Genomic DNA, 23717 nt, shown 5'->3' with positions numbered 1-23717 from the left:
CTGCCAGTCGGGCCAGCACCCGGGCGACGGCCGGGCCGATCAGCAGCCGAGTTGCAGCCGCGCCTTGAACCGCAACGAGTCGACCGGTACGTCGATGCCGCAGGTGACGGTGCCGGACTCGAAGTTGGAGAAGGTGGTGTAGCTGGTGGTCTCGAAGCCCGCGCGCCAGAACGGCCTGGAGTTACTCGTCGGGGCCTGGCAGAAGTACCCGCGGAAGCTGCCGGATACGGCTCGGGTGCCCTTGTAGAGACCGTAGTAGCCCGGCTCGTTGAAGTTCCACCGCATGGTCGTCGTCTCGGTGTCGGTGGTCGAGGTCTCGGTCTGCACCGAGAAACCCACCTTGATCGCGACCTTTGCGAAGAACGCGCTCATCTCCGAGGTGATCTCGGTGGAGGCGCCGATGCTGGTGCTGACGGTGTGCATCCTCTGCAGGGTCTCGGTGCGCTCACCGGTGGTGCCAGGTGCGATGTTGATGCTGATGAAGTGGGTCAGTGTCGGATTCACCTCGACGGACTTGATCTCGTACGCCGCCGCGCCGTGGTTGGCCGGGGAGCAGATCTCTCCGTTCGGTCCGACAGCGCCGACGGCGTGGGCCGGACTCGGGACACCGACGGCGACCAGCACCAGCGCGACGCCGGTGGCGAGACCGGCCGTGCTCAGTCGGCGCAGGAGACGGGCATGAGGGAACACGGCACCTCCGGGAAGGGGCAAGCGTGGGGGAATGGAGAGATCCGCAACGACGACCATGGATCTCGTGAGGAGACTATTGCCGGGGGATCTTGAGGAACAAGTGCCGACTTGTGCGCCATCGGTGAGAGCGGGCAGAGGCCACCAGTTCGCCACTTGTCACCCGGTGTCCCGGCTACTGCGGTGGGACGTGGGTCCACGCGAGTTCGTTGCCACGGGCATGGGCGACGTCGGTCAGCGCGATGGCGGTGCAGCGCCAGCCGTCGCGGGTGCGTACGAGTCGATGGGCGTATGTTCCCCAGACCTCCCACGTGGCGTCGCCGAGTGGGCGGGACAGCTTGTTGAAGGCGTGGCCCTTCGAACGTACGTCGGCCCGGTTGCCGTCGATGGTGACGCGGTGGTTGGAACGCGTGTGGAAGCTGGTCTTCTCGGCGTACAGGTTGCGTCGCCAGCCGCCGATCAGGTCGTCGGCCGCCATGCGGGTGGCCGGTCCCCCGTCGAGGGCTGCGAAGTCCACGTCCACCTCCTCGGTGAAGTACGCGCGGCAGCGGGCCCAGTCCTTGTCGTCGACCGCGTCGTCGATGCCGTCGACGACCGCCCGTACCGCGTCGAGGTCGTCGGCCGAGGGCGGCCTGGCTACCGACGTCGGTGCGGGCGTCGCGTCGGCGGCTCCGGCGCCGGCCACCGCGCCACCGGCGACACCGACCGCGCCGGCCAGGACCGCTCGGCGGGGCATGAGTCCCTCCGCGTGCTCACTGTTCATGTCCTGCTCCTCCTCGTGGATGTCGATTCCCGCGCACGCCGCGCGTTCGCGACGGGCGCGCTCAGGCGTATTGCAGATCAGCCAACGCGATGTGCTCGTCGGCGTAGGTGAACCGGTAGTGGGCACGCCGGCCGGGGGGAGCGACGACGGCGCTCGTCGGCGACCCTGTCGTCTCGGGAGGCGATCCCTGCGCCCCGGCCGGCGGTGACGTCGACAGGGGGACCTGCACGTCTGCGTCAGGTGACGGGCTTGCGGCGCAGGCCGCGGCCACCGTGACGACGGAGGCCATCTCCACGACGAAGGCCAGCCATCGGGTACGGGGTGGGGCTGTCCCCGTACCGCGTCGGTTCAGGCGTTCCATCGGCTGCTGGCGCCGGCGGAGACGTCCAGGACCGTACCTGATATGTGCCTGGCCGCTGGTGAGGCGAGGAAGGTGATCGCCGCCGCGACGTCGGCCGGTTCCAGGAGTCCGACCGGCAGGGTGTTGTAGTTGCGTAGCGCCGCTTCGAGCGCCTCGGGCCCGGTGCCACCGGCCCAGCGGTACGTGACCTCGTTGAGGACCAGTGGCGTACGCACGCCGGTCGGCGCGACCGCGTTGACGCGTACGTTGGCCGGTCCGAGTTCCACCGCGAGGGACTTGACCAGACCGATGACGCCCCATTTGGCGGCGCTGTAGTGGGTGAGCTGAGGTGCTCCGTGCCGTCCCTCGGTGGACCCGGTCACGATGATCGCGCCTCGCTGGCGGGCGGTCAGTCGCGGGATCGCCGGCCGGATGGTGTTGGCCACGCCGGTGAGGTTCACGTCGATCACGTCGGCCCACTGCCGGGGGCTGAGTTCGGCGAGGGGGTGGTACGACACGATGCCGGCGTTGGGCACCACGATGTCGATCCGACCGAACTCCGCCACCGTCCGCTCGACCGCGTCGTGCATCTGACCTGCGTCGCGTACGTCCGCCTCGATGGTCAGGCAGCGCCGTCGCGTACGTCGCACGAGTCGCCCCGTCTCGGCGAGGTCGGCCGGGGTGGCCAGGTCGTAGTCGAGTTGGATCGCCTGCGCGGCGACGTCGACCGCGACGATGTCCGCACCGGCCTCGGCGAGCGCGACCGCGGCAGCGCGACCGATGCCACGCGCGGCACCGGTGACGAGTGCCACCTGCGAGCGCAGCGGAGGCGAGGGCGCGTCTCCAGCCACAGCCGGGCCGGACCGTCCCGTGGTCACACCGGCTGCGGCTCCGGCCGCCGCGGCGACCACGGTACGCCGGGACCAGCCATCGGTTCTGTTACTCACACCCTGCCTCCTACCTGCGGTTATCTCCAGATCTTCGGCAAGCGTAGGAGGGGATGGCGCCGGTCTAGTTGTACGTTCTTGCGGATCTGGCGTATCGACCGGGGCGCACGCCGACCAGCCGGGTGAAGTGCCGGGTGAAGTGGCTGGGGTCGTAGAAGCCGGTCCGGTAGGCCACCTCGGTCACACTCGGCACCTCCAGCAGGAGCCGCCGTGCGAGGTTGATCCGGGACTGGACCAGGTAGGCGTGTGGGGAGAGCCCGAACTCCCGGGTGAACGTACGCGCCAGATGGTAGGGACTCAGGTTCGCCACCCGCGCCAACTCGGCCAGCGACACGTTGCTGGCGAGGTTGTCCCGCAGGTAATCCCGCGCCTGGTGCGCCGCCCGCCCGGTGTGGGTCGGCGTCCGCCGGGCCCACCGGGCACCACCGTGCCGGTTCAGCAGTCCGGCGAGGGCCGACTGCATCAGGCAGTCGCGTACCAGACGGGCCTCACCCGCCTGGTACGCCCGGTGCAGCCGGGTGAAGCGGTGGAACAGGTCGTCGTCGGGGACGACCAGTCCGCCGAAGCGGGCGTCTGCCGTGCGGACCCCGGCGAGTTCGGTCGCCAGGCCGTCGATCGTCGACGCTTCGAGGTAGAAGACCCGGTAGTCGCCACCAGCCGCGCGGTCGTCGACATCCCGTGTCTCGTGCACCTCGCCGGGCGCGACGACGGTCATGCTTCCGGGCGCCACGGTGTGCCATGCCCGGTCGTGCCAGACGCGTCCGGGCAGCTCGAAATTCAGGCACAGCTGGTATTCCTCGTGCGCGTGCCGGGGATAGGCAACGGGCGGGCCCGGTCGGTACCGGTACCGTTCCAGCACCACGTCGTCCACGGTCCACGCCTCGATCCGCAGCTCGTCCGCCGGCATCGGCACCGCCCCCTGTCAGCATCGAGCTACCAGCGTCGCAGTTCGTAGGGCCGCGCGCTCGTCTCCTCTTGGGCCAGCGCGTCCGGCCGTACCCCACCGCATGAAGACCGCCGGGTCGGCAGCGACGGGTCAAGCGTCTCGACCCCTACCCCCCGCGAGGGGGACGTCACGGCGGACCGCGAGACACCGCCTGGGGCCGACCCGAAGCGGGTGAACGAATCCACACGAAAGCAGCGGAACGGGCTATTGACCTGCTGCGGTAGCCCGGTGAAAATGCACCGTGGGCTCCGAAATGATCATAGCCAGCCTGCCGTTTGCACTCGGCGTTGTCATGCTCGGCTTGGGCCTCAGCCTGACCGTGGACGACTTTCGGCGGGTAAGTCGGCATCCGAAAGCGGCCGTGGTCGCCCTGCTGTGCCAGCTCGTGGTGATGCCGGTCATCTGCTTCGGCCTGGTGCTCGCGTTCCGGCTCCCGCCGGAGCTGGCGGTCGGAATGATGCTGCTCGCCGCGTCGCCGGGCGGTCCCACGGCCAACCTGTACAGCCACCTGTTCGGCGGGAACGTCGCGCTGAACATCTCGCTCACCGCGATCAACTCGGGGCTGGTCGTGATCACCCTGCCGATCGTGGCGAACCTGTCGGCCGGGTACTTCCTGCCCGACAGTGCCACCCTCGGGCTGCAGTTCGACAAGGTGCTACAGGTCTTCGTCATCGTGGTCGTCCCGGTCGCGGTCGGGATGCTCCTGCGCACGCGGGCGCCCGAGGTGGCGCAGCGGCTCAACCGCCCGGTCCGTGGGCTGTCCGTCGTGGTCCTGGTCGTGGTCATCGGCGCCGTGCTGTACGGGGAGCGGGCCAACCTCGCCGGTTATTTCGTCTCGGTCGGCCTGGCGGTGCTGGCCTTCAACATCGTGAGCCTGCTGGTTGGCTACGCTGTGCCGCGCGTCGCCGGCGTCGATCGCAGCGCCGCGATCGCGGCCGGGTTCGAGATCGGCATCCACAACACCGCGTTCACCATCACCGTCGCGCTGAGCCCGGCGCTGATGAACAACGCCGAGATGGCGATACCGGGCGCGGTGTACGGCATCGTCATGTTCTTCACCGCGGTCGCGTTCGGTTGGCTGGTCACCCGTCGCCGGGCGCAGGAGTCCGTTCCCGATGAGCAGACGCCGGTCGAGCTCACGTGAACGTACCTGTGTCTCCGGCCGGCGCCGATTCCCTGCGCCTGCGGATCCTCGGCCCGTTGCGGATGTGGCGCGGCGCCACCGAACTGGACGCGGGCCCCCGGCAACAGGCGTATCTGCTGGCCCTGCTCCTGGCCCGGGTAGGCCAGCCGATCACCACGAGCGAGTTGATCGGGCTGATCTGGGGCGACGACGTCCCCACCAGCGCACTCAACGTCATCCAGAAGTACGTCGGCGCGCTGCGTCGCCTACTCGAGCCCGCGACCTCCGCCCGGGAAAGCGGTTCGTACCTGCACCGCCGCGGCAACGCGTACCTGTTCGACGCCGGCCCCGGCACACTGGACCTGGTCGCCTTCCGGGAACTACTCGACGCCGCCAAGGCTGCCCTGGCGCGGCATCACCACGAGACGGCGCTCGATCACTACCTCGACGCGCTCGGCCTCTGGCAGGGCCCCGCCGCGGAAGGGTTCACCCACGGAACAGCCGCGATGGCGATCTTCGCCGCTCTCGACGACGAGTTCCACGCCGCCTGTACGGCCGCGGCCGACCTGGCCGTCTCGCTACGCCGACCGGAGCGGGTACTCCCGGCGTTGCAGCTTGCCACCAAGATGGCACCGTTCCACGAACCCGTACAGGCCAGTCTCATCTCGACCCTGGGCGCTGCCGGACGCCAGGCCGAAGCGCTGTCGGCGTTCCGCATACTCCAGGACCGCCTGTCCGACGAGCTCGGCATCGACCCTGGCCCGGCGCTGCAGGCCGCATACCTGCAGGTGCTGAGGCAGGCCCCGGCGTCTTCGCCCGAGGTGGTGACCGAAGGTAGGGCCGGTGGCGCACCCGCGGGAAAGGCCGCCGGCCTGATCGGACGGGCCGAGGAACTCGCCGTGCTACGGCAATCCACGGAAGCGGCGCTCACCGGAAGCACTGGGCTCGCCGTCGTCGAGGGCGAGCCGGGCGTGGGCAAGACCCGTCTGCTGGAGGAGGCCGCGGACGTCGCCGGCCAGCGTGGCGCGCGCGTCGTCTGGGCATCCTGCCTGGAAGGCGACGGAACTCCCTCGATGTGGCCATGGGAGCAGGCGCTCACCGTCGTCGTCGACAGCCTGCCCGCGTCGGCGCGGGAGAAGTGGCTGGCCAGCGAGCTCGGGGGCCTCCTCGAATCGCGGAACGACGACGGGCCGCCGGTGGTCTCCGGCGGCCGCGCCCAGTTCCGCCTGTTCGAGCAGGTGGTCACCGTCATCGGCCAGGCCGCGGCCGAACGGCCGATACTGCTGGTCCTGGACGATCTCCAATGGGCCGATGCCGCCTCGCTGCAACTGCTCGGCCACCTGGTGGGCCGGCTGCCGACCGGCACCGCGATCATCGGCGCCCTTCGCGATCGGGCACCCACACCGGGCTCCGACCTCTCGCGGGTGCTGGCCGCCGCCAGCCGACTGCCGAGCCACCGCAGGATCCGACTCGGCCCACTCAGCCTGGCCGACGTGGCCGAACTTATCCGCCGCGAAGCCGGCCACGAGCCCGGTGCCGACATCGCCCGCAGCATCCACGCCCGTACCGCCGGCAATCCCTTCTACGTCCGGGAGCTGTCCCGGCTGCTCAACGACCGTGGTGCGCTCGCCGACGACGAGTCCCCGGTACGGGCCGGGGTGCCGTCGACGGTCCGGGACGTCGTCCGTGGTCGGATGGCGGGCCTCGACGACGGCGCCCGCGACCTGCTGCAGATCGCCGCGCTCATCGGCCGTGACGTCGACCTCGGCCTGCTCGCCCGGGCCGCCGACACCGACGCCGCGGACTGCCTCGAACGCCTCGAACCGCTGCAAGCGCTCGGTCTGCTCGAAACGAGACCCGAGGCCCCGTTCTCGTTGCGCTTCGCGCACGACCTGGTCCGGGAGTCGATCACGGAGACGACGGCGCAGCAGCGGGCGATCCGGCTGCACCTGCGCGTCGCGGACGCGCTCGAAGCGAGCCAGGCGGACGACGAGTCGATCACCGAGCGCCTCGCCTACCACCTGTGGGCTGCCGGCCCCCTTGCCGAGCCGGTTCGCACCGCGGAGGCGCTCAAGCGCGCCGGCCAGCGCGCGACGACCAAGCTCGCGTTCGCGGCCGCCGACCGGCACCTGGAGACGGCCGCGCAGGTCGCACGGAACGCCGGCCTGCCGGAGCTGGAGCTGTCCGCCCTCTCGCTGCTCGCCATCGCCCCACGCCGGCAGGCCGGATTCGGCGGTACGACGTTCGATCTGCTGGAACGTGCCGAACACCTGGCTCGCCAGCTCGGCCGGGACGTCGAGGCCGCCGGCCTCCTCTTCGCTCGCCTGTTCGGGGCGTACACCTTCCTGGAGCCGGACCGCGAATCTCTGGTCCGCCGGCTGTACGAGCAGGGGGAGGCGTCCTCCGATCCGATCCTGCGGGTGTACGGCCGGCAGGCATGGGGCCTGCACCAGTGGGACATCGGCAACATCGGCGAGGCATACCGGTACTTCATGGCGAACGACCCCGCCGTGCTGCACGGCGCTGTCTCATCACACAGCGAGAGCCCCGTCCGGCGCGACGTCTCGGGTGAGTGGCCCGGCTGGCGGGCCGTCGTGACCGCACTGCGCGGTGACGCCGAGACGGCGGGCGCCATGATCGACGAGTGGAACGGCCCGGCCGACCCGCTGGGGGTCGCGACCTGGGCCTACTACATCACCATCATCGCCTCCATGGCCGGTGACGCGGGCTGGGTGATGCGCACGATAGAGCGGTGGATGGCCATGGGCACCGGCCGCACCGCCGTCCAGCAGGAGCACTACGTGCGGCTGAACTGGTACTGGGCCAGGGCTCTCACCAGCGACGATCCGGCCGGGATCGCGGCGGAGGCCGAACGGCTGCTGGCCACGACGCTGGTCGACCCGCCGCGATGGGGCATCGCGTACCACAACGGACTGCTCGCCGAGATGTGGCTGGCCGCAGGAAGGCCGGACGAGGCCGGCGCGGCCCTCGACCGGGCGGACCGGGCGCTCGAGGCCCACGGTCAGCGTTACGCCGAAGGACTCGTCCGCCTACTGCGGGCGCGCCTGCTGCAGGCCCGGGGCGAGCCCGTTGACGTCGTCCGGGCTGCCGCCGAAGCGGCCCGAGCCTGGTCCGCCGACCGCGAGACCCACCTCTTCGCCCGCCGGGCCGAGGAATTCATGGCCTCGCTCGAATAGCTTCCATCAGCCATCGCGATGGCGGATCAAGCCCTGGCCCGGTTGAAGCGGGTGCCCCAGTGGTGGATCTGCTCGAGTAGTTCGGGTGGGTCGAGGACGCGGAAGTCGGCGCCGAGCACGCCCAGTGCCATGGTCGGCCAGTCGAGGGAGTCGGTGGTCATTCGTACCCGGCAGCGCTCGGCGTCGAGTTCCTCGACTGTGCCCCACCGGCCGATGCGCTCGCGCACGGTTGCGGCCGGGGCGTCGACCAGGACCTCCACCTGGTAGGGGCGAGGCTGGTTGTCCAGGCTGGTACGGACGAACTCGGCGGCGTCGGCGGCGGGGAGGTCGCGGGGCCGGAACCGGGAGCCGGTGCCGTGTGGCGCCGCGAGCCGGTCGACCCGAAAGCTGCGCCAGTCGTGGCGGGTCAGGTCGTAGGCGACCAGGTACCAGCGGCGGCCGAGGGACACCAGTCGGTGCGGTTCGACGTGCCGGTCGGTGTGCTGGTCGTCGGCGGCGGTGTAGGAGAAGCGGAGGTGCTCGCTGTCCCGGCAGGCCAGCGCGACCGCGGTGAGCACGCCTGGGTCGACGCCCGGGCTGGCCGGGTCGGTCCAGTTGGCGGGCAGGGTCATCGCGCGCAGCGCCTCGACCTGGCGCCGTAGCCGGGGCGGCATCACCTGCACCACCTTGGCCAGCACCCGTACCGAGGATTCGGCGACACCCTCCACCGCGCTCTGCGCGGCGGCGTGTAGCCCCACGGCCAGGGCGACCGCCTCCTCGTCGTCGACCACTAGCGGCGGTAGTACCGCGCCCGCGGTGAGCTGGTAGCCGCCGTCCACGCCCCGCTGCGCCTCGACCGGGTAGCCCAGCTCGCGCAGCCGGTCGATGTCCCGGCGCAGGGTGCGGACCGAGATCCCCAATCGCTCGGCCAGTTGGGTGCCCGGCCAGTACCGGTGGCTCTGGAGCAGGGACAGCAGTCGCAACGTCCGGGTGCTGGTGTTCGCCATGTCTTCGATTTTCGCGCAATTCAGGTCAGGAAGTGTCCGCAGTGCCGCCTAGCGTGGATCCTGACCGACGAACAGGACAAGCAAGGCGGAGACAATGAGCGAGACCACGATCGTCGACGAACCGGCCACCCGCGAGCTGGCCGGTGCGCCGGCCACCGCTGGCGAGCACGCCGACCTGTTGGCGATGCTGGCCCACCAGCGGCACTTCCTGCGCTTCACCACCCGCGACCTCACCGACGAGCAGGCCCGGCGGCGAACCACCGCCAGCGAACTGTGCCTGGGCGGCCTGATCAAGCACGTCACCGTGGCCGAGCGCACCTGGGTGGACTTCATCCTGGATGGGCCGTCGGTGATGAGCGACTTCACCACCATGACCGAGGCTGACTGGGCTCGACGTACCGACGAGTTCCGGCTGCTACCCAGCGAGACACTGGCCGGTGTGCTGGCCGACTACGCCGAGGCGGCCCGGCGTACCGACGAACTGGTCGCCACCCTGGACGACCTGGACGCCACCCAACCGCTACCGAAGGCCCCATGGTTCGAGCCCGGCGCACGGTGGTCGACCCGCCGGGTGCTGATGCACATCATCGCCGAGACCGCCCAGCACGCCGGCCACGCCGACATCATCCGAGAGTCCCTGGACGGAGCCAAGAGCATGGGTTGACCAGCGGCATACGGGCGCCGGCACGCAGGATCTCGGATCAGGCCGCGACGGAGCGGAAGCTGTCGGCGACCGGATGCCGGGCGGAGACAGGGCCGGTACGGCCGTGAGGGCCGCCACCAGTATCAGCGTCCCGAGTGCGTCCCCGACCAGGCACAGCACGATCGATTACCCGGATCCGTCAACCATGCTCGCCGGTCCTGGTAGGAGGGTGGTTTGCCTACCGTGGAGGTTCGGGTGTCAGATCATGCCTCTTGACATCAAGTCGAGTTGAGGTTTTAGCGTCGTCGGCAACGAAGGGAGTTCGACTGTGACGACGCTGGTTACGGGTGCCACCGGGAATACCGGCCGGCACGTTGTGGCTGAACTGGTCCGCCGAGGAGACCGCGTTCGGGCACTGACGCGGGATCCGGCTTCGGCCGTGGAAAGGCTTCCGGCCGGGGTGGAGTTGGTGGCCGGCACGCACACGGCACCGGAGACACTGGACGCCGCCCTCGATGGCGTCAGCCGGTTGCATATCACGGTGACGGCGGGGCTGGCCGAGGCCGGGCCCGAGTTGGTGCGGCGCGCGGTTGATGCGGGTGTGCGGCGCATCACCGTGGTGTGGGGCGGTTGGGTGGGACCGGTCGAGCAGGCTGTGGCGGATTCAGGTGTGGAGTGGACACGTCTGGAACCGCAGGAGTTCATGTCCAACACGTTGACTTGGATCGACTCGATTCGGGCCGAGGGAATCGTGCGCGAGTCGTACGACTTTCCCAGCGCGCTCGTTCACGAGGCCGACATAGGAGCGGTGGCGGCAGTCGCGCTGCTCGACGATGGCCATGCGGGGCGCGCCTACAACCTTACCGGGCCCGAATCGCTGACCCCGCGTGAGCGGATCGCAATCCTGTCTCGGGCGATCCGCCGTGACATCGTTTTCGTCCCAATCACGCACCAACAGGCCGTCGACAGGCTGACGGCCACCGGCGTCTCGCGGGCGGACGCCGAATACGTCGTCGGTTGGTACGCCGATTCCAGCGATGCCTCCACGACCGTCGTCGACACCGTCGAGCAGGTGACCGGTCGACCGGCGCGCACATTCGCACAGTGGGTGGCCGAGCACGCGGAACGCTTCCACCCGCCCCAGGTTGTGGCCGGCTAGGCCCGATGCCAGGCAGATGAGCGTTGTCGCTGGTCATGCTGACGGTTGTGGTCCGGGTGAGCCTAGTGTGCGGAGCGCGCGACTCAATTCAGGAGCTTTTCCGTGAGGTCCATCAACCGCTCGGCGTCGTGGGGGTCGAGGGTCGAGAAGCTGGGCGGAAGCGCCTTCTCCCGGTCGACGGCGGTCACTGGCGCGGCTGGCGGTGCGTCCAGGAACTGGTGAATCGGCGCTACCGCGTCCACGACTGGTCGGGCCGCCACCGCCGCCGCCACCGCGAGCAGCCCGCGGACCACCAGCGGGAGCGCGCTACGGTCGCCACTCTTGGTGAATCCGGGATGGTAGAGCACGTATCGGGCGCGGCTGCCGGATCGCTGGGCGAAGCCCACGCCGAGCAGATCGTTGGCTCGACCGGCCTGCAGCTGTGCGGCGACTGCCGAGTAGCCCGACGCCAGCTGCGGGTCGGACCAGTGCACCTCGCCTTTCGTGACCCCGACCCCAGCGACGTTCACGATCACCGGCGCGGTAGCCCGGTCCAGGGCCGGGCGCAGGCCGAAGCTGAGCAGGTATCGGCTGAGGTAGTAGAGCGCGAACGTACGCTCCAGGCCCTCGGCGGTCACGGTACGACGCAGCGCAACGGCATTCGCGAACAGCACCAACGCGTCCACGACCTCGTACTCGGTGAGGATGTGCTCGATGACTTGCCGCGTCTGCGCCACGCTGGACAGGTCGACCGGGAGGAAGGCGATCGAGCCGCCGGCCAGCGCCTCGCCGCGTTCACGGCTGCGGCCGAGCACCAGGACGCGGTCGCCGCGTTCGGCCCGCGCCAGGGCCAACGCACGTCCCATCCCGTTCGTGCCGCCACTGACCACCACGACGCCCATGTCGTCCCCCATTATCGTTGCTCATCGACGTGCTCATTCTGGACAGCCCGTCGGCGGAGGCGAAAGAAGGCATTTTCATGTCCACAAGTAACACCGGTGTAAGCGGCTCACTACAGGACCATCGGCTGCCGATGCCCGTTCCGATCAGCGAGTACGAGAGCTGTCCGGTCACCGACGTGCTGCGGCGGGTGGGCGACAAGTGGACGCTGTTGCTGCTCACCCTGCTCGGCCGGCATCCGTACCGGTTCAACGAGCTGCACCGCGCCGTGGAGGGCATCAGCCCGCGCATGCTCACCCGCACGTTGCGTACGCTGGAAAGCGACGGTCTGGTCGAACGTGAAGTGTTTCCGACGTTGCCGCCAAGCGTCGAGTACCGGCTGACGCCACTCGGAGTCAGCCTTCTAGAACCGCTCTCCGCTCTGGCCGACTGGGCGGTCGGCCACCACGCCGAGATCGCCGCGCTACGTCAGCGAATTGCCGGACAAGACACGTGACGCACTCGACGGTCCACTGGCGCTGCCTGCCGAACGACAGCCGCTATCGGTCACTGACTCGCCATCCTGGTGGTGTTGGGTGGATGGCTGCCGGTATGACGAGCGACGGATGATCTGGAAGGCTGCCGCAGATGCATACGATGAACGGCAACGATGTCGAACAAGCGGTGACCGAGATGGTACGCGTCCTCACGCCGTACGATTCCGCGGACTGGGGATGCCGGGCCGGCGGGCTGGATTGGAGCTGCTGGACGACAGCGGCCCATGTCGCTCACGACCTTCTCGCGTATGCCGGGCAACTCGCTGCTCGACCGGACGACGCGTACCTACCGTTCGACCTCGTAATCCGCGATGACGCATCACCCCGTGACGTCCTGCGGACGGTCGCGGGCTGCGGTCGACTGCTGAGCAGCGTGCTGACCGCATCGAATCGCACGACACGCGCATGGCACTGGGGGCCGACCGACCCGAGCGGCTTCGCAGCGCTGGGCGTGAACGAGACGCTGATGCACACCTACGACATCGCCCTGGGACTCGGGATCGACTGGAATCCGCCGGACTCCCTGTGTCGGGCGGTGCTTGCACGGCTCTTCCCCGACGCTCCGGCGGGCGATCCCGTCCAGGTATTGCTCTGGTCCACAGGGCGTGGGGACCTCCCCGGCCGCTCTCGTACCACCTCCTGGGTCGTCAAGGCAGCGATCGGATAGACGCCGCCGCCGCGGCAGTCCCCTGCCGGTCGAGAAGTCCCTGCCGGTCGAGAGGTCCCTGCCGGTGGAGAGGTCCTCGCGGTACGGCACAGGGTTGCTTTCGGGTTCGCTGGTCCTGCCGTGACGACCCGCTCATCGTCGAGGCACGGCGCCGGCACCGTGCCGATCATCATCGGGCTGGCCGGCCGTGAACAACCGGTTGGTGATCAGATCGATGATCGCCGGTTGCTGGTCGACGAGGTAGAAGTGTCCGCCAGGGTACGTGTGGACCTCACACGTACCGGTGGTGTGCTCCCCCCACGCCCGCGCCTCGTCCGGGGTGACCTTCGGGTCCTGGTCTCCGGTCAGGACGACGATCGGACAGTCGAGCTTCGGACCGGGCGAGTAGCGGTAGGTCTCTGCCGCGGTGTAGTCACTCCGGAGCGCCGGCAGGATCATGCTGAGCAGTTCGAGGTCGCCGAGCAGCCGCGAGTCGGTGCCGCTGAGCGCCCTCAGCTCGGCCACGATGCCTTCGTCACTTTGCTGATGTACGACCTCGTGGCGGTAGCGCGACGGCGCCCGACGACCCGAGGCGAACAGCGCCACCGGTGTCGTGTCGAGTTGTTGCCTCATCCGTACCGCCACCTCGAACGCGACCGTGGCACCCATGCTGTGCCCGAAGAGGGCCAGTGGCCGGTCCATGAGCGGTCGCAGGGCCTCGAACGATTCGTCGGCGAGTTCGCCGATCGTGGCCAGGTAGCGGTCGCGGAGCCGGTCCTGCCGGCCCGGATACTGCAACGCGAGCACCTGCGACGTCGGCTGGAGTGCCGCCGACATCGGGTGGAAGAAACTGGCGGAGCCACCGGCATGTGGGAAGCAGACGAGCGTGGTCCGGCTCGACGTGGCGGTGTGGAACCGGCGAACCCAGCGGCTCTCGGCATCCGTCGCGGTCATGGCGTGACATCCGTTCTTCCGGCGCCAAGCGGTCGCTCCGGTGGTAGGGGCAGGTAGCCGGTCTCCACGAAGAACCGCACGTACGTGTCGATCAGGGTCGGCCCGACCGGTGGACAGATTATGTCCGTACCGGCCAGCGCCCGCTCGGTCTCGGTCACGTCGATCGGTGGGTAGAACGCCGCGCTGTCCTTGGTCAACATCTCGAACGCGTCCAGGAGCGGGAGTAGGGCATTCTCCCGGTCCGAGGTCACTCTCTCCTGCCAGCCGTCCCAGTCCAGCTCCGGCAACGAGTACCCGGTCGCGCGCAACTGCCCGACGATGTCGGCCAGGCTCATCGGATCACGGTTGTACAGGTGGAACGTGTGACCCGTAGCCCGGCTGCGCTGGGACAGCGCCACGATGGCGGCGCTGGTGTAGTCCACCGGCACCATGTGGAACGCCGCGCTCAGGTCCGGCGGCACCGCCTCGGCCTGCACCAGCCCCTTGATACTCAGCCAGGCGAAATCCCTGGTCTGGCAGGCACCATTGCGCTGGTCGCCCGAAATCAGGTCGATCCGGTAGACGGAAACCGGCAGGCCGCGCTCCCGGGCCAACCCGACGAGCTGTTCGGCCACCCACTTGCTCTGGGCGTACCCGCTGGGCAGGATTTCGGCCGGCCCGGTCGGGTCGTCCACCCGCAGTGCTACCCCGGGGGTGACCACCTCGGCGAACACACCGGTGGTGGAGACGTGGTGGACCGGGACCGTCCGGTGCCGGGCGGCCAGCCGCAGCACCTCCTCGGTGCCGGTGACGTTGGCCGGCTTCAATACGTCGTACGGCTGCAGCCAGTTCACCGCGGCGCCGGCGTGGTAGACCACGTCGACCTGCCGTGCGAGGGCGTCGAACCGCTCCTCGGTCAGGCCGAGTCGGGGCCGGGCCAGGTCACCGACGACCACCGACAGTCGTGCGTGATCCACCTCGTCCCAGAGCCGGTACCACCGCAGGTTTGCCTCCAACCGGCGCAGCCCGTCCTCCTCGTCGGCGGCCCGGACCAGGCAGTGCACCGTGGCCGTGGTCGCCCGCAGCAGGTCACGCAGCAGGAACGCGCCGAGGAAGCCACTGGCCCCGGTCAGCAGCACCTGTCCGGGGTCGGCCAGGGCCGGCAGCACCTCGGTCGCCGGCTGGATGTCGTCGGCCAACCGGACCTCGCCCCCGAAGTCCCGCTCCTGGCGTGACCGTACGGACGGCCGGGTCCTGCCGGACGCGACCGGCTCGACCAGTGCGGCGCGCAGGAACGCGGCGAGGGCCTTGGGTGTGGGCTGGTCGAACACGACCGTGGCGGGTAGCCGCAGGTCGGTCCGGGCGCCGATCTGGTTGCGCAGCTCGACCGAGAGCAGCGAGTCGAACCCCATCTCGGGAAACGGCTGGTCCGTCGTGACCGTGCCCGGGTCGCTGTGGCCGAGCACCCGGGCGACCTCGGTGCGGACCAGGTCGAGCACGATCCGGGTCTGCTCCGACTCGGACAGCCCGGCGAGCCGGGTCGGCAACGCCGCCGGATCGACCTGTTCGGTTCGGGCTGCCGGTCGGGCCGGCGCGTTGGCCAGTTCGCGCAGCAGCACCGGCACCTGGGCAGGTTGGGCGCGCAGCGCCTCGACATCCAACGGCGTGGCGACCACGGCTGCCCGGTCGAGTCCCAGCGTGGCATCCAGCAGGGCCGGGCCCTGGGACGACTCGATCGGAAGGAACCCGGCGCGCGCGATCCGCCTGCGGTCGGCCTCGTCCAGCTGCCCGGTGATACCACTGGCCTGCTCCCACAGACCCCAGGCCACCGAGGTCGCGGGCAGTCCGAGCGCGGCGCGGTGCTCGGCCAGCCCGTCGAGGAACGCGTTGGCCGCCGCGTAGTTTCCCTGGCCGGCGCCACCGATCACGCCGGCGATGGAGGAGAACAGCACGAAGGCCGACAGGTCCAGCTCCCGGGTCAACTCGTGCAGGTGCCAGGCCGCGTCCGCCTTGGGCCGCAACACTCCGCTCATCCGGGCCGGGGTCAGCGCGGAGACCAGTCCGTCGTCGACCACCCCCGCGGTGTGTACCACCCCGGTCAGCGGATACCTCTCGGGCACCTGCCGCAGCAGCGCCCGCAGTGCCTCCCGGTCGGCGACGTCGCACGCGGCGACGGTTACCTGGGCGCCCAGGGCGGCGAGTTCCGCCACCAACTCGCCTGCCTGTGGTGCGTCCGGTCCGCGCCGGCTGGTGAGCAGCAACCGCCGTACTCCGTGCACGGTCACCAGGTGCCGGGCCAGCAGCCCGCCGAGGGTGCCGGTGCCACCGGTGATCAGCACCGTGCCAGACGGGTCCCACCGGCCCGACGGACGGGTCCCGTTCGGGCGGGGGTCGGCCACCGCGGTGATCCGGCGGAGCTGGGGCAGGAACACCTCCGCGCGGCGCACCACGGCCTGCGGTTCGCCGGACCCGACGATCGCGGGCAGGGCGCGTACCGAGGCCGGGTGGTCGTCGAGGTCGACCAGCACCAGCCGGCCGTGCTGCTCCGACTGCGCCGAGCGCAGCAGCCCCCACAGCGCGGCGGCGCCGACGTCGTCGACCCCCGAACCGGCCACGGCCACGCCGTCGCGGGTCAGCACCACCAGCCGGGTGTCGGCCAGCCGGTCGTCGGCCAGCCAGCCCCGTACCAGGGTCAACATCGCGCCGGTCCGTTCGTGCAGGGACCCGACCGGGTCCGCGGCGTCCGGCGCCGGCCATTCGAGGAACACGGCGTCCGGCCGGTCCCGTGCCACCGAGGTCAGGTCGGCGTGGTGGGTGGTGTGCGGCAGGACCGACCGGGCAACGCCCATCCGGCCCAGCCGGACGGGTACGGCGGGCTCCGGCAGTCGGGCCGGGGTCCAGTCCACGGTGAACAGCGCATCCCGGGGTCGGGACCGGGCCAGCTCGAGGTCGCGGGAGCGGACCGGCCGGCGCCGCAGCGCCTCGATCGTCGCAACGGGCAGGCCGCTGAGATCGGTCATCCGGACCGAGACGGTGTCGGGGCCGGTAGCGGTGATCAGCAGTCGCAGCGCGGTGGGGCCGGCCGCCCAGAGGTCGAATCCGGTCCATTCGACCGGCAGCCCCGGAGCGTCCGCGTCGGGCCGAGCGTGGTCGTCGGCGAGCAGTGCCGCGTGCAGCCCGGTGGTCAGCAGCGTGGGATGCAGCCGAAACCCGGCGGGCGTGCCGCCGTCCGGCAGGGCGACCTCGGCGGCCACCCCGTCGTCGTAGCGCCAGGCCGCCGTCAATCCGCGGAACAGTGGCTGGACCGAACGGCCGGCCTCGGGCATCCGCTCCTTCCAGCGGTCGAGGTCGATCGGCGTCGCCCCCGGCGGCGGCCACTGACCGGAGGCGGTCGGCTCGGCCCGGCGCAGGGCGCTCAACTCCCCGTACGCGTACCGGGTCCACTCGACGTCGCCACGGTCCGGCCGGCCGTGCACGCTGAACTCCCGTACGCCGTCGGCGGCGGCGCCGACGCGCACCTGGAGTTGCACCCCGCCTCGCTCCGCAAGCACCAGCGGCGTGTCCGTGACGAGCCGGTCCACCCGGGCGCCGCCGCACTCGTCACCCGCGCGGATCGCCAGCTCGAGGAAGGCCGACCCCGGCAGTACCACCTCACCGAGCACCCGGTGCTCGTCGAGCCAGGCCTGGCCGCGCAGCGACACCTGACCGGTGAACAGCAGTTCGTCCCGGCCGGCGACGGCGACCGCGGCGCCGAGCAGCGGATGTTCGGCGGCGAGCAGGCCCAGCTCGGCGGGACGTACCTCGTCGGTCGGGTCCACCCAGAAACGTTGCCGCTGGAACGGGTAGGTCGGCAGGTCGCGGCGCCGTGCCCCGGTGCCGGCGAAGTACCCGGGCCAGTCCACCCCGACGCCCCGGTTGTGTAACCGGGCGACCCCGCCGAGCAGGCTCCGCACCTCGGGCTGGTCACCGCGGAGCAGGGCCACCGCGAGGTGGTCGCCGCCGTCGAGCGTGTCGCGCACCAGCGGGGTGAGTACGGCGTCCGGACCGACTTCGACGAAGGCGGTCACCCCCTCCTTCGCCAGTGCCCGTACGCAGTCGGCGAAGCGGACCGGCTGCCGTACCTGGCGTACCCAGTAGTCCGGGTCCTGGAGCAGGTCCGGCGGGGCCGGCTCGCCGAGAACGTTCGAAATCACCGGGATCCGTGGGCGGTGGTACGAGACCGCCTCCGCCACCTGCCGGAACTCCGCCAGCATGGGGTCCATCCGGTGCGAGTGGAACGCGTGGCTGACGGTCAGCCGCCGTACCCGCCGCCCTCGGTCCCGGAGCCGATCCGCCACCGCCGACACCGCCTCGACACCGCCGGATAGCACCACCGAGGCCGGGCCGTTCACCGCCGCGATCCCGACCTCGTGCTCGTGCCCGGCAAGCAGTGCCTCGACCTCCTCCGCCCCGGCCTGCACGGCCACCATGGCACCACCGGTCGGCAGCGCCTGGATGAGCCGGGCCCGGGCGGTGACCAGGGCCGCGGCGTCCACGCTGGAGAGGACTCCCGCGACGTGGGCGGCGACCAGCTCGCCGAGGGAGTGGCCCGCCACGTGGTCGGGGTGGATTCCCCAGGCTTCGAGCAGCCGGAACAGTGCCACCTCGACGGCGAACAGCGCCGGCTGGGTGAATCCGGTCTGGTCGAGCAACGCCGCCTCGGCACTGCCCGTCTCGGCGAAAACCACCTGCGCCAGCGGCCGGGGCAGTCCGGCGTCGAGATCGGCGCAGACCGTGTCGAACGCGTCGGCGAACACCGGAAAACGCTGGTACAACTCCCGCCCCATGCCGACCCGCTGGGCGCCCTGACCCGTGAAGAGGAACGCGGTCTGGCCCACCTGGTCGATCGCACCCTCGATCACCGCCGGGTGCGGCAGTCCCTCGGCCGTCGACTCCAATCCGGCCCGGAGTTCGCCGTGGTCGGCGGCGAGCAGCACCGCCCGGTGTTCCATCGCCGACCGTGTGGTGGCCAGCGAGAACGCCAGGTCGAGCTGGTCGGTTTCCGGCTCCCGTTCCAGGACGGACGCCAGCCGCCGGGCTTGTGCGCGGACCGCGTCGCGGGACCGGGCCGAGAGCAGGTACGGCTGCACGCCATTGGTCGTGTTCCGTCGCGCCGGTACCGGCTCGGAGACCGCTGGCGCCTGTTCGAGGATCACGTGCGCGTTCGTGCCGCTGACGCCGAACGACGACACCGCCGCCCGCCGGGGCTCCCCGGTCCCGGGCCAGGGCCGCTGGTCCACCAGCAGTTCGACCGAACCCGACGACCAGTCGACCACGGGGGTCGGCCGGTCCACGTGCAGGGTCTTCGGCAGGGTCGCGTGCCGGATCGCCTGCACCATCTTGATCACACCACCGACACCCGCGGCGGCGACCGAGTGCCCGATGTTGGACTTGAACGATCCGAGCCACAGCGGCCGGTCCGCCGGGCGGTGCTGACCGTACGTGGCCAGCAGTGCCTGCGCCTCGATCGGGTCGCCGAGCCGGGTGCCGGTGCCGTGCGCCTCGACCGCGTCGATCTCCGAGCTGGCGAGTCGGGCATCGGCCAGCGCCTGCCGGATCACCCGCTCCTGCGACGGTCCGTTCGGCGCGGTCAGACCGTTGGACGCACCGTCGGAGTTGATCGCCGAACCGCGGACCACGGCGAGCACCTGGTGCCCGTTGCGTTGGGCGTCGCCGAGGCGCTCCAGCAGCAACAGGCCAACTCCCTCGGACCACCCGGTACCGTCGGCCGCCGCCGCGAACGACTTGCACCTCCCGTCCCGGGCGAGGCCGCGCTGCCGGGAGAAGTCGATGTAGCCGCCGGGCGCCCCGTACACGGTGCAACCGCCCGCCACCGCCAGCCGCGATTCGCCCTGACGCAGTGCCCGCACCGCGAGGTGCAGCGCGACCAGCGACGACGAACAGGCGGTGTCGACCGTCACCGCCGGACCCTCGAAGCCGAACGTGTACGCGATTCGCCCGGACGCGACGCTGCCGAGCTTGCCGGTCATCAGGTAGCCCTCGAGTTCCTCCGGGCCGGCCAGACCCAGGTACGTCTGCTCCCCCATGCCCACGTACACCCCGGTACGGCTGCCCCGCAGCGGTCCAGGGTCGATCCCGGCCCGCTCGAACAGCTCCCAGGCCGTCTCCAGCAGGACCCGTTGCTGTGGGTCCATCCCGAGCGCCTCCCGGGGGGAGATGCCGAAGAATCCGGCGTCGAACTCGGTGGCGCTGTCGATGAAGCCACCCTCCCGGGTGTACGACCGGCCCGGCCGGCCCGGTTCCGGGTCGTAGAGCCGATCGACGTCCCAACCCCGGTCGTCCGGCCAGACCGAGATGCCGTCCCTACCCTCGGCGACCATCTGCCACAGGTCCTCCGGCGAGTGCACGCCGCCCGGGTACCGGCAGGCCATCGCCACCACGGCGATCGGCTCGTGGTCACCCGCCTCCAGTTCGGCAATCCGCTGACGGGCCTTCTGCAAATCGGCGGTCACCCATTTCAGGTACTCCACCAGCTTCTCTTCGTTGGACATGGCTGGTCTACATCTCCTCATCGGGTCGCCGACGCGCGCGGTGGTACGGGGCCACGGCGGCCCTCATCGCCGGGCGCGGCCGAGTTCGTTGTCGATGAAGCTGAACAGTTCCGCCGTGGAGGCCGAGTCGAGCGCGTCGCCCGGATCCGGCGTCGACTGCTGCTCGGGTGATGGGGCCGGGCTTGGCTCCCGCCACCGGGCGAGGATCGTCTGGAGCCGTACGGTGACGGTGTCCCGGATGTCGTCGTCGGGCCCGACCGCCACCAGGGCCGACTCGAGCTGGTCGAGTTCGGTGAGCACCGCCTCGGCACCGGACGGGGCCGCGGGGGTGACCCGGGCCAGGACGGACCCGGTGAGCGCGGCCGGGGTCGGGTGGTCGAACACCAGGGTGGCGGGAAGCCGGACCCCGGTGGCGGTGGCGAGCCGGTTGCGCAGGTCCACCGCGGTGAGCGAGTCGAAGCCGAGGTCCTGGAACGGCCGGTCGACGCCGACGCTGCCCGGGTCGCCACGCCCGAGTACGGCGGCCACCTGCTCGCGTACGACCTTCAGCACGGCCCGGTACCGGTCGGCCTCGTCCAACCCGGCGAGCCGGTGGGCCAGGGACACCTCCGGCACCGGTACGTGGGCGTCGCGCCGCTGCGGCATCCGGACCAGGCCGCGCAGCAGCGGCGGCACCCGACCCGCGGTGCGTACCGCGGCAAGGTCCAGCGCGAGCGCGGCGAGTGCCGGCCGGTCGGCGGCCAGCGCCGCGTCGAGGCGGCCCGGCACCCGCGCCGGTGCCGTCGGCCGGAGGTCGAAGGGCACGGGCGCCCGGCCCTCGACCTGACTGTCCACCGGGCCGCTTCCCGGCGGCCCGGAATCGGCCCCGGCGTCGACTGCGGGGATATCGGACATCGGCCCCAGGGCCAGCGCGGTGGCGGGGAGTCCGAGCGCGCGGCGCCGATGCGCGAGCGCGTCCAGGAAGGCGTTGGAGATCGCGGCCATCGGCGAGCCGGCCCGGTCGAAGGCGGCCACGACGGACGAGAGCAGCACGAACGCCGACAAGGCGCGGTCGCGGGTCAGCTCGTGCAGGTGCCAGGCGCCGTCGATGGTGGACCGGGTAAGGGCGTCGGATCCGTCGACGGTCGGATCCGGCAGCCCGCGGTGACCGTCCTGTGCGGGGTCGCCCTGGCCGGCCGGGGCCTCGGTGAGGCCGACGACGTGCACGATTGCGGCCAGTGGCTGCTCCGCCGGGACCCGGTCGAGCAGATCGGCCAGCCGGTCCCGATCGGCCGGATCACAGTCCTCGGTCGTGACCCGGGCACCCAGCTCACGCAGCCGCGTGGCCAACTCGTCCACCACCGCGTGCTCGGCCGTGCCATGCCCGGTGAGGAGAAGCCGGGTGACGCCCCGGTTGACGACCAGATGCCGGGTCACCAGCCCGGCCACCGGGGCGGCGGCCCCGGTGACCAGGACCGTGCCCTCGGGGTTCCAGCCGGGCAGCGGGGCGTCGCTGCCGGGTTCGGGGACCCGGGCGAGCCGTGGCACGACGACCTGCCCACCCCGGATCGCGGCCTGCGGCTCGCCCGCCGCCAGCACCGCGGAGAGCAACGGGACCGGGCGGCGGTGGTCCTCCAGGTCGACCAGCACGATCCGACCGGGGTGCCGGGCCTGCACCGCCCGGAGCAGCCCCCAGAGCGCCGCGCCAGCGAGGTCGGCCACGTCGCCGCCGTCGACGGCGACCCCTCCCCGGGTCGTCAGGACCAGCCGTACGGCGTCCAGCCGGTCGTCGGCGAGCCAGCTCCGTACCAGGTCGAGGGTGTTCCGTACGAGGGTGTGCACCTCGGTAACCGGGTCACCGGGTGTCCCGGTGTCCAACTCGACCAGGACCGCGTGCAGCGGCGGGCCGGACGCCACGACGTCGCCGACCGCCGCCACCCGGTCGAATTCGACCACCGCCGGCCCATCGTCTTCGACCACCGCCGGCCCATCGTCGACCTCGTGGTGGTCCGCCGGCCGGTCGGCACGGGTGATCGCCGCCCAGGCGAACGCCTCGTCCGGCTCGACCCGGGCGATCGGGTGCCATTCGAGCTGGTGCAGGTGGGGGTCGGTCGCGGTGGCGCTGGTCAGCTCGGCGGGGTCGAACGAGCGGAAGGTCACCGATTCCGCGCTCACGATCGGTTGGCCGTCGCCGTCGACCAGGACCAGACGGACCCGCTCGTCCTCGATCACCGTACGGCGTGCGTGCCCCGAGGTGGCGCCGGTCGTGTGCAGGCGAACGCCGGTCCAGCGCACCGGGACCCGGATCGTGTCCGCCCCCGGCACGGCTGGCAGCGCCTGGTCGAGCAGGGCGGGGTGCAGGCCGTACCGCCCGGCGTCGGGATGCTGTTCGACGGGAAGCTGGACCTGTACCACTTCGTCGTCCGGTGCTCCGGGCGACTCGGCCGGGGCTGCCACCGTCGCTTGGTCCGGGACGAGCCGGCCGTGCGCGTACCGGGTCCAGGGCGCGTCGGGTTCGTCGGGTCCGGCGTGGATGGTCACGGTACGGCCGCCGGTACGATCCGGCCCGCCGAGGACGACCTGCACCCGGATCGCGCCCTGCGGGGGAAGCAGCAGTGGCGTGTCCACCGACAGGTGCTCCAGTACCGGGTAGCCGGTGCCGTCGCCGGCTCGGATCGCCAGCTCCACGAACGCCGTGGTGGGCAGCACCGCGTCGTCCACCACCACGTGATCGGCCAACCACGGATGGTCCTGCACCGAGATCCTGCTGGTGAAGCGGACCTCGTCGCTGCCGGCCATCGGGATCATCGGCCCGAGCATCGGGTGCGCCCGGGACCGTTGCCCGGGTTCGGTTTCCGCCGGGCTCGGCGCCAGCCAGTAGCGTTCGCGCTGGAACGGGTAGGTCGGCAGGGTGACCCGCCGGGCCCGGCCGCCGAAGTACGCCGCCCAGTCGACCGGGACGCCCCGGGCGTGCAGGTTGCCCAGCAGCGCGGTCACGGTGTCCGGCTCGGGCTGGTCGCGCCGCAGCATCGGAAGTGCCGCGTACCCGTCTGGTGGGGCGATCTCACCGACCAGGCCGGAGAGTACCGAGTCCGGTCCGACCTCCACGAACGTGGTCACCCCGGACTCGATCATCGTGTGCACGGCGTCGCCGAACCGGACCGCGTCGCGCGCGTGCCGAACCCAGTAGTCCGGGTGACACAGCTCGTCCGGGTCGGCCGCCCTGCCGGTCACGGTGGACACGATCGGGATGGTCGGCCGCCGGTAGGTCAGGCTCTCGGCGACGGCTCGGTACTCGTCCAGCATTGGCTCCATCAACGGCGAATGAAAACCATGCGACACCGCCAACCGCCGCGACCGAACCCCCCGCCCCCGCAACACCTCAACAACCGCCAACACCTC

Annotated in this window: 15 protein-coding genes; 6 read left to right on the top strand and 9 right to left on the bottom strand. The window is 71.1% G+C overall.

Annotated features, from left to right (window positions below; translation table 11 throughout):
* Positions 1 to 39: 39 nt before the first annotated feature.
* The 4 genes from AB0J90_RS26730 to AB0J90_RS26715 all read right to left on the bottom strand — a co-directional run bounded on the left by AB0J90_RS26730 (position 40) and on the right by AB0J90_RS26715 (position 3644).
* On the bottom strand, positions 40 to 690 hold the full coding sequence (locus AB0J90_RS26730; protein WP_363600333.1) for a hypothetical protein: 651 nt from the start codon (positions 688 to 690) through the stop codon (positions 40 to 42).
* A gap of 172 nt (positions 691 to 862) precedes the next feature.
* On the bottom strand, positions 863 to 1450 hold the full coding sequence (locus tag AB0J90_RS26725; RefSeq protein WP_363600331.1) for a nuclear transport factor 2 family protein: 588 nt from the start codon (positions 1448 to 1450) through the stop codon (positions 863 to 865).
* 348 nt (positions 1451 to 1798) lie between these two features.
* Positions 1799 to 2737 (bottom strand): mycofactocin-coupled SDR family oxidoreductase, encoded by a 939-nt coding sequence (locus AB0J90_RS26720; protein WP_363600329.1) that lies wholly within the window; start codon positions 2735 to 2737, stop codon positions 1799 to 1801.
* Positions 2738 to 2801: 64 nt separating this feature from the next.
* The gene (locus AB0J90_RS26715) at positions 2802 to 3644 is read right to left on the bottom strand and encodes an AraC family transcriptional regulator (protein ID WP_363600327.1); all 843 of its coding nucleotides are present in this window, start codon (positions 3642 to 3644) and stop codon (positions 2802 to 2804) included.
* A gap of 292 nt (positions 3645 to 3936) precedes the next feature.
* Between AB0J90_RS26715 and AB0J90_RS26710 the strand changes: the two genes are divergently transcribed.
* Both AB0J90_RS26710 and AB0J90_RS26705 read left to right on the top strand, forming a co-directional pair.
* Positions 3937 to 4827, top strand: a complete 891-nt coding sequence (locus AB0J90_RS26710; RefSeq protein ID WP_363600552.1) for a bile acid:sodium symporter family protein — start codon at positions 3937 to 3939, stop codon at positions 4825 to 4827.
* Entirely contained in the window at positions 4824 to 8003 is a 3180-nt protein-coding gene (locus tag AB0J90_RS26705) for a BTAD domain-containing putative transcriptional regulator (protein ID WP_363600325.1), read from the top strand. The genes AB0J90_RS26710 and AB0J90_RS26705 overlap by 4 nt, the downstream gene beginning before the upstream one ends.
* A gap of 26 nt (positions 8004 to 8029) precedes the next feature.
* Here AB0J90_RS26705 and AB0J90_RS26700 read toward each other — a convergent pair whose 3' ends face one another.
* On the bottom strand, positions 8030 to 8989 hold the full coding sequence (locus AB0J90_RS26700; RefSeq protein WP_363600323.1) for a YafY family protein: 960 nt from the start codon (positions 8987 to 8989) through the stop codon (positions 8030 to 8032).
* Positions 8990 to 9083: 94 nt separating this feature from the next.
* On the opposite strand from AB0J90_RS26700, the gene AB0J90_RS26695 reads away from it, so the two are divergent.
* Entirely contained in the window at positions 9084 to 9653 is a 570-nt protein-coding gene (locus tag AB0J90_RS26695) for a DinB family protein (protein WP_363600321.1), read from the top strand.
* Positions 9654 to 9960: 307 nt separating this feature from the next.
* Positions 9961 to 10791 (top strand): NmrA family NAD(P)-binding protein, encoded by an 831-nt coding sequence (locus tag AB0J90_RS26690; RefSeq protein ID WP_363600319.1) that lies wholly within the window; start codon positions 9961 to 9963, stop codon positions 10789 to 10791.
* An 83-nt stretch (positions 10792 to 10874) separates the two neighbouring features.
* Here the strand turns inward: AB0J90_RS26690 and AB0J90_RS26685 are convergent, their stop codons facing one another.
* Positions 10875 to 11684 carry an SDR family NAD(P)-dependent oxidoreductase gene (locus AB0J90_RS26685; RefSeq protein WP_363600317.1) on the bottom strand — a complete coding sequence of 270 codons (810 nt, stop codon included), beginning with the start codon at positions 11682 to 11684 and terminating at the stop codon, positions 10875 to 10877.
* A 5-nt stretch (positions 11685 to 11689) separates the two neighbouring features.
* Between AB0J90_RS26685 and AB0J90_RS26680 the strand changes: the two genes are divergently transcribed.
* Positions 11690 to 12166 carry a helix-turn-helix domain-containing protein gene (locus tag AB0J90_RS26680; RefSeq protein WP_363600315.1) on the top strand — a complete coding sequence of 159 codons (477 nt, stop codon included), beginning with the start codon at positions 11690 to 11692 and terminating at the stop codon, positions 12164 to 12166.
* A 140-nt stretch (positions 12167 to 12306) separates the two neighbouring features.
* The gene (locus AB0J90_RS26675; RefSeq protein WP_363600550.1) at positions 12307 to 12873 is read left to right on the top strand and encodes a hypothetical protein; all 567 of its coding nucleotides are present in this window, start codon (positions 12307 to 12309) and stop codon (positions 12871 to 12873) included.
* A 132-nt stretch (positions 12874 to 13005) separates the two neighbouring features.
* On the opposite strand, the gene AB0J90_RS26670 is transcribed toward AB0J90_RS26675, so the two are convergent.
* The 3 genes from AB0J90_RS26670 to AB0J90_RS26660 form a co-directional block, all read right to left on the bottom strand.
* Entirely contained in the window at positions 13006 to 13806 is an 801-nt protein-coding gene (locus AB0J90_RS26670) for an alpha/beta fold hydrolase (RefSeq protein ID WP_363600313.1), read from the bottom strand.
* The gene (locus tag AB0J90_RS26665) at positions 13803 to 20336 is read right to left on the bottom strand and encodes a thioester reductase domain-containing protein (RefSeq protein WP_363600311.1); all 6534 of its coding nucleotides are present in this window, start codon (positions 20334 to 20336) and stop codon (positions 13803 to 13805) included. Before AB0J90_RS26665 ends, AB0J90_RS26670 begins: the two co-directional genes overlap by 4 nt.
* A gap of 63 nt (positions 20337 to 20399) precedes the next feature.
* Complete coding sequence (locus AB0J90_RS26660; protein ID WP_363600548.1) at positions 20400 to 23714, bottom strand: KR domain-containing protein; 3315 nt, start codon at positions 23712 to 23714, stop codon at positions 20400 to 20402.
* Between the last annotated feature and the right edge of the window lie 3 nt (positions 23715 to 23717).

The sequence above is a fragment of the Micromonospora sp. NPDC049523 genome, assembly GCF_040676775.1.
Classification (GTDB): Bacteria; Actinomycetota; Actinomycetes; order Mycobacteriales; family Micromonosporaceae; genus Micromonospora_G.
This window is presented reverse-complemented; position numbering and strand designations above follow the sequence as displayed.